We start from the raw sequence: 5,878 nt of genomic DNA, 5'->3' as shown, positions 1-5,878 counted from the left end.
AGCGTCGCCCCCCGCAGGTCGACGACGCGGGTGTGGGGTCCGATGAGCGGTGCGACGTCGTCCCGCCGACCGACGGCGCTGATGACCCCTCCGGTCACCGCCAGGGCCGAGGCCACGGAGAACTCCGCATCGACCGTGACCACCCGCCCGTCGAGGAACACCAGATCCGCGTGCGTGTCCATGAAAGGTCCTTTCTGAGACCGGGCGCACCGCGGCCACCCGCGAACGCCCTCCCGAGGACTATGGCCGCGCCCCCACCCGCCGCACATCGGTCATCCCACCGATACGGCGACCCGAGCGGAGAAGGCCCCGCGCCCGCAACGGCGGGAGTTACGGATGGTGATCCAGGGTCCGGCGTCCTCGCTGAACCCGCACCCGACAGGCGGTCCGCCAGCCTCGCTGTCAGTGGGCCTCGCTAGTGTTCCTCACCTGACCAAACGTTCAAGGAGAGGACGGAGCTGTGCGGCGCTGGGAGTTCGTCGAGGGCGGCTCGGACAAGTTCTGGGAGGCCGCGGTCGACGGTGCCGTGGTGACGGTGCGCTACGGCCGGTCCGGTACCGACGGGCGGGAGCAGAGCAAGGAGTTCCCGAGTGCGGAGGCGGCTCAGGCGCACTTCGCCAGGACGGTCGCCGAGAAGGAGCGCAAGGGCTACCGCGAGACCGGCGTCGGCGTGGCCTCCTCGCCGCGGCCCGTCGTGGCGACCGTAGCGACCGCGCCGGCCGCCGCCCCCGAGCTCCTGGACGACCCGGTCGACGAGGACGCCTTCGTCCTGCCGGACGCCTGGCGGCGGGTCCTGATCCCCCGCCGGGGCGGCGTCCCGCGCCCGCCAAGCGCGCCGGTGAAGGACACGGTGAACGGGTACCACGCCACGCTGAGGGGTATGGAGGCCCGGCTGGAGCAGGTGCTCACCTCGGACCGCAGCGACGCGGACCTGGTGGCGGCTGCCCGCGCTCACCAGTCCGGCAGTCGGAACCCGCTCGGTGCGGCGGTGCTGGCCGCGGCGTTCGCGGGCTCCACCGACAACAGGATCCGGACGGCCGTGGACGCCTGGGTGGCGGAGTTCGGCCTGCCGTTCGCGGCCAGGGCCACCGTCGAGCTGTTCACGGTGGCCGTCGAGGCCGATTGGAACAACTCACGTGCCGTCAACCCGCGCGTTCGACGCGCGGCCATGCGGACGACCTCGATGCACCGCCCTGCCGCGGATCGCGTCCGGTCGCTGCTGGCGGTGTGCGACGAGGAGACCCACCACGCGGCGGTCGAGGCCCTGGCCGGATGCCGGACCGACCTGTCCCGCCAGGTGGTGGCGGCGTACCTGGTGCCGTCCGAGTCCGGCTGGGCCGAGGAGTGCGCGGAGTCGGCCGCGCGGCTGGGCGCGGCCGAGTGGTCGATGCTGCTGTGCTCGCTGTCGTCGGCCGAGCCGCTGGAGAAGCTCCCCCAGCTTCCGGGCCTGGGCTGGGACGGCTGGTCCGCCGAGATCATCGCGACCGTGGCGGAGGGTCTCGGGGGCGGCGCCGCACCGCTGCTGCTGCACGCTCTGGCCAACGACTACCTCTACAGCGACAAGCAGAAGCAGCTGCTGAACGCGATCGCCGAGCTTCCCTCCGACGACGGCTTCCGGGGGCTGCTGGCCCATCAGGAGAACGACAAGGCGGCCCGCGGAGCCCTGGTCGCGGCCATGCGCCGCTTCCCCCGGCGTGCTCTCCGCCTCCTCGCGGAGGCCGCCGCGGAAACCGCCGCAGACGCCGCCGCAGACGCCACCGCCGCGTCCGCCGATCCGGCCGTGCAGCGGCTCGCCCGCCGGCTCCTCACCGCCCACGTCGCCGCCCACCGCGCGACCGCGCTCGAACTGCTCCCGGAGCTGACGCCGGAGCAGGCGGCCGTGGTCGAGCCGCTCACCGATCTCGGCGACCGGGTGCCGGATGTCCGTCCCGACTCGCTGCCGGAGCTGTTCACCAGCCCGCCGTGGACCCGGCCTCGCTCCACCGCCAAGCCCCGCGTGCTGACCGGCCTCACCGCGCCGGAGGAGCCGCAGCTGCGCTGGCTGCCGGGTGAGCGGGAGGCGTGGGCGGCCTCCGAGTCCTGGTACTCGCGCTGGTCGGACGGCGACTGGGAGCGGATCGCCGGCACGATGCGGGCCGCGACCCGGGAGTCCGGCGGCGCCCGGTTCCGCTCCAACCGGCACGAGCAGCTGGCGCTGTTCGCCTACGGCGACGAGGAGTTGGGCCGGCCGCTGATCTCGCAGTGGCGCGGCGACGAGTACATCTGGGACGCCATGGGCGCGCTGCGCCGGGTCGCCGCCCGCTTCGAGCAGGACGCGCTCGACCCGATCCTGGCCGCCGCGCTGCAGAACCCGGCCACGCACGCGCCCCTGCTGCTGCCGTACCTGGACGTCCGGGTGGCCGAGACGATGGCGGACTGGCTGGCGCGCCTCAAGTCGGCGGGCGACACCGCCCGTTCCTGGTTCGCCCGGCACGGACTCGACGCGGCCCGCCTGCTGGTGCCCGCCGCTGTCGGGAAGGCCGGCGCGGCCCGGCGCAACGCCGAGCACGCCCTGCGGCTGATCGGTGCCGCGCACGGCGGGCCGGCCGTGCGCGCGGTGGCCGGCGAGTACGGGCCGGAGGCGGCGGAGGTGGTCGGTGCGCTGCTGTCGGCCGACCCGCTGGTGAACGTGCTGCCGGCGAAGCTGCCCCCGCTCGGGGACTGGGCGGAGCCGATGATGCTGCCCCAGTTGCTGGTGCGCGGCGGCGACGGCGCGCCGCCCGGCGCGCCGCCCGGCGCGCTTCCCGCCGAGACGGTGCGACACGTGCTCACCATGCTCGCGCTGTCCAAGCCGGGGGCGTTCTACCTGGGCCTCGACCAGGTGGCCGAGGTGTGCGAACCCCGGTCGTTGACGGACTTCGGCTGGGCGGTGTTCGAGCAGTGGCGGCTGGCGGGCATGCCGTCGCAGGACGGGTGGGCGCTGCACGCGCTCGGCCGGCTGGGTGACGACGAGACGGTCCGCCGACTGACGCCGATACTCCGGGCGTGGCCGGGCGAGGGGGCGCACCACCGCGCGGTGGACGGCCTGGAGGTCCTGGCCGCGATCGGCAGCGACGTCGCCCTGCTGCACCTGCACGGCATCGCGCAGCGGGTGAAGTTCAAGGCGCTCAAGGCGCGGGCGCAGGAGAAGATCGCCGAGGTGGCGGCCGGTCTCGGGCTCTCCGGGGAGCAGCTGTCCGACCGTCTGGTGCCGGACTTCGGGCTGGACGCCGACGGGACCACCGTCGTCGACTACGGCACCCGGACCTTCACGGTGGGCTTCGACGAGCAGCTCAAGCCGTACGTGCTGGACGCGGACGGCACCCGCCGCAAGGACCTGCCGACCCCGGGGGCTCGCGACGACGCCGAACTGGCCCCGGCCGAACGCAAGCGCTTCGCTGCGCTGAAAAAGGACGTCCGCACCGTGGCGGGGGACCAGATCCGCCGCCTGGAGGACGCGATGGTCACCCGGCGGTCGTGGACGGCGGAGGAGTTCGAGCAGCTCTTCGTCGGGCACCCCCTGCTGTGGCACCTGGTGCGCCGACTCGTCTGGCTGGCCGAGGCGGACGGCCCGGCGACGGCGTTCCGGGTCGCCGAGGACCGCACCCTGGCGGACGTCCACGACGAGGTGTTCGCGCTGCCCGCCGGAGCCACCGTCCGACTGGCCCACCCGCTGCTGCTCGGCGATGACCTGGCCGCCTGGTCGGAGCTGTTCGCCGACTACGAGATCCTGCAGCCGTTCCGTCAGCTCGGCCGCCCGGTGTACGCGCTGAGCGACGAGGAGCAGGCGGGCCACCGCCTGACCCGCTTCGAGAACGGTCCGGTGCTGCCCACCGCCCGACTGCTCGGCATGGAGCGGCGAGGCTGGCAGCGCGGCGAGCCCCAGGACGCGGGCGTGGAGCGCTGGCTGTCCCGCCGGGTCGGGCCCGACCGCTACGTGGTGCTCGCCCCGGAGCACGGCATCGCGGTCGGCATGCACGACGTGTATCCCGAGCAGCGGGTGGAGACGGTGTGGCTCGACAGCCGCCCGGGCGACTACTGGACTCACAACCGGACCTTCCCGACCTTCGCCGAACTCGACCCGGTGACCGCCTCCGAGGTGATCGCCGACCTGACCGAACTGACCACGCCGTGATCCCCGACCCGACCGACCTCATCGAACTGACCACGCCGTGACGGCGCACCACCTTGAGAAGGCCGCCATGACCACCACCGCCGAGGAGCAGCTCCAGCGGCCGCCCGCCGAGGTTCGGTACGCCGAGGAGCTGGCGGCGCTGCGCGCCGAGGACAGCGCCCCGCGCCCGCCGGGCTGGGAGCTGAGCCTGCGCGCGGCCCGCCGGTTCATCGTCGGCGACGAGGCGGCCGGCATCGTCCGCAAGTTCGTCGGCGATCCGGCGCTGGTCGAGCGCGCCCTCGTGACCCTGGCCACCAACCGCGGCCTGCTGCTGGTCGGCGAGCCGGGCACCGCCAAGTCGCTGCTGTCGGAGCTGATCGCGGCGGCGGTCAGCGGCACCTCCCGGCTGACCGTGCAGGGCGGCGCGGCGACCACCGAGGACCAGATCAAGTACTCGTGGAACTACGCCCTGCTGGTCTCCGAGGGCCCCTCCACCCGCTCGCTGGTGCCCGCGCCCGTACTGCGCGGCATGGCCGAGGGCCGGGTGGTCCGGTTCGAGGAGATCACCCGCTGCGCGCTGGAGGTGCAGGACTCGCTGCTGTCCCTGCTCTCGGAGCGGGTGGTGGCGATCCCAGAGCTGGACGGGCCGGAGGGCATGGTCTTCGCCAAGCAGGGCTTCAACGTGATCGCCACCGCCAACACCCGCGACCGAGGGGTGAACGAGATGAGCGCGGCGCTCAAGCGCCGGTTCAACTTCGAGACGGTCTTCCCTATCACCGACCTGGACACCGAACTCGCCCTGGTCGAGGCCGAGTCCGGGCACCTGCTGCGCCGCTCGGGGGTGACGGCGGCGCCCGACCGGGACCTGCTGGAGGTGCTGGTCACCGCCTTCCGCGAGCTGCGGGCCGGCGAGGGCGGCGACCGCCCGTCCGCGGTGATGAGCACCGCCGAAGCGGTCTCGGTCGCCCACGCGGTCGGGCTGCGCGGCTGGTACCTGCGCGGCGAGGCCGGCAACGCGGCCGACCTGGTCGCCAGCCTGGCCGGCGCCGCCGCCAAGGACAGTCCGGAGGACCTGGCCCGACTGCGCCGCTACCTGGAGCAGCGCGTCCCGCGGCGGCGCGGCCCGCACTGGCAGGCCGTGCACGACGCCCGCCACCTGCTGGCCGGCTGATGCCCGCGGTCTTCCTCGGGGTCCGCCACCACTCCCCCGCCTGCGCCCGCCTGGTGGCGGACACCGTCCGGCGGCTGCGGCCCGCGTACGTGCTCGTCGAGGGCCCGGCCGACCTCAACGGCCGCCTGGACGAGCTGGCCCTCGGCCACGAGCTGCCGATCGCCGTGTTCAGCCACTACCGGGACGAACGGCGCACCGCGACCACCTGGACGCCGCTGTGCGACTACTCGCCCGAGTGGGTCGCGCTGCGGGAGGGGCGTGCGGTCGGTGCGGAGGTGCTGTTCGTCGACCTGCCGTCCTGGCACCCGGCCTTCGAACTGCGCGCCAACCGGTACGCCGACGCGGAGGCCCGGTACGCGGAGGCCACCGCCCGGCTGTGCGAGCGGTTCGGCACCGGCTCGGTGGACGCCCTGTGGGACGGCCTGTTCGAGGTGGCGCCGGCGGACGGGCTCGCCGAGCGCCTCGACGCCTACTTCGACCTGGTCCGCGGCGACTCCGAGGCGGACGAGGGCGACCGCGCCCGCGAGGCGTACATGGCGGACTGGGTCCGCGCCGTCCTCGCCGAGGCGGGGACC

Annotated in this window: 3 protein-coding genes and 1 pseudogene; 3 read left to right on the top strand and 1 reads right to left on the bottom strand. The window is 74.3% G+C overall.

Translation table 11 applies throughout. From position 1 onward, the window contains the following. Positions 1-182: pseudogene (locus J0670_RS27600) on the bottom strand (amidohydrolase); the annotation flags it as partial. Positions 183-460: 278 nt separating this feature from the next. Here J0670_RS27600 and J0670_RS40370 point away from each other — a divergent pair. From J0670_RS40370 to J0670_RS27585, 3 genes are all read left to right on the top strand, one after another. After that, the gene (locus tag J0670_RS40370) at positions 461-4,153 is read left to right on the top strand and encodes a WGR and DUF4132 domain-containing protein (RefSeq protein WP_207814409.1); all 3,693 of its coding nucleotides are present in this window, start codon (positions 461-463) and stop codon (positions 4,151-4,153) included. A gap of 67 nt (positions 4,154-4,220) precedes the next feature. Continuing rightward, a complete protein-coding gene (locus tag J0670_RS27590) occupies positions 4,221-5,303 on the top strand; it encodes an AAA family ATPase (RefSeq protein ID WP_207814408.1) in 1,083 nt (360 codons plus the stop codon). After that, the coding region (locus J0670_RS27585) for a DUF5682 family protein (RefSeq protein ID WP_243437606.1) at positions 5,303-5,878 on the top strand (576 nt) is incomplete at its 3' end. The genes J0670_RS27590 and J0670_RS27585, both read left to right, overlap by 1 nt.

This window comes from Streptomyces sp. FH025 (assembly GCF_017427025.1).
Classification (GTDB): domain Bacteria; phylum Actinomycetota; class Actinomycetes; order Streptomycetales; family Streptomycetaceae; genus Kitasatospora.
The sequence above is the reverse complement of the archived record's forward strand: the minus strand, read 5'-3'. Positions and strand labels throughout refer to the sequence as shown.

Excerpts from the sequence above, each read along its gene's own strand:
- J0670_RS27590 (WP_207814408.1), top strand. The coding sequence starts at position 4,221 with ATGACCACCACCGCCGAGGAGCAGCTCCAGCGGCCGCCCGCCGAGGTT.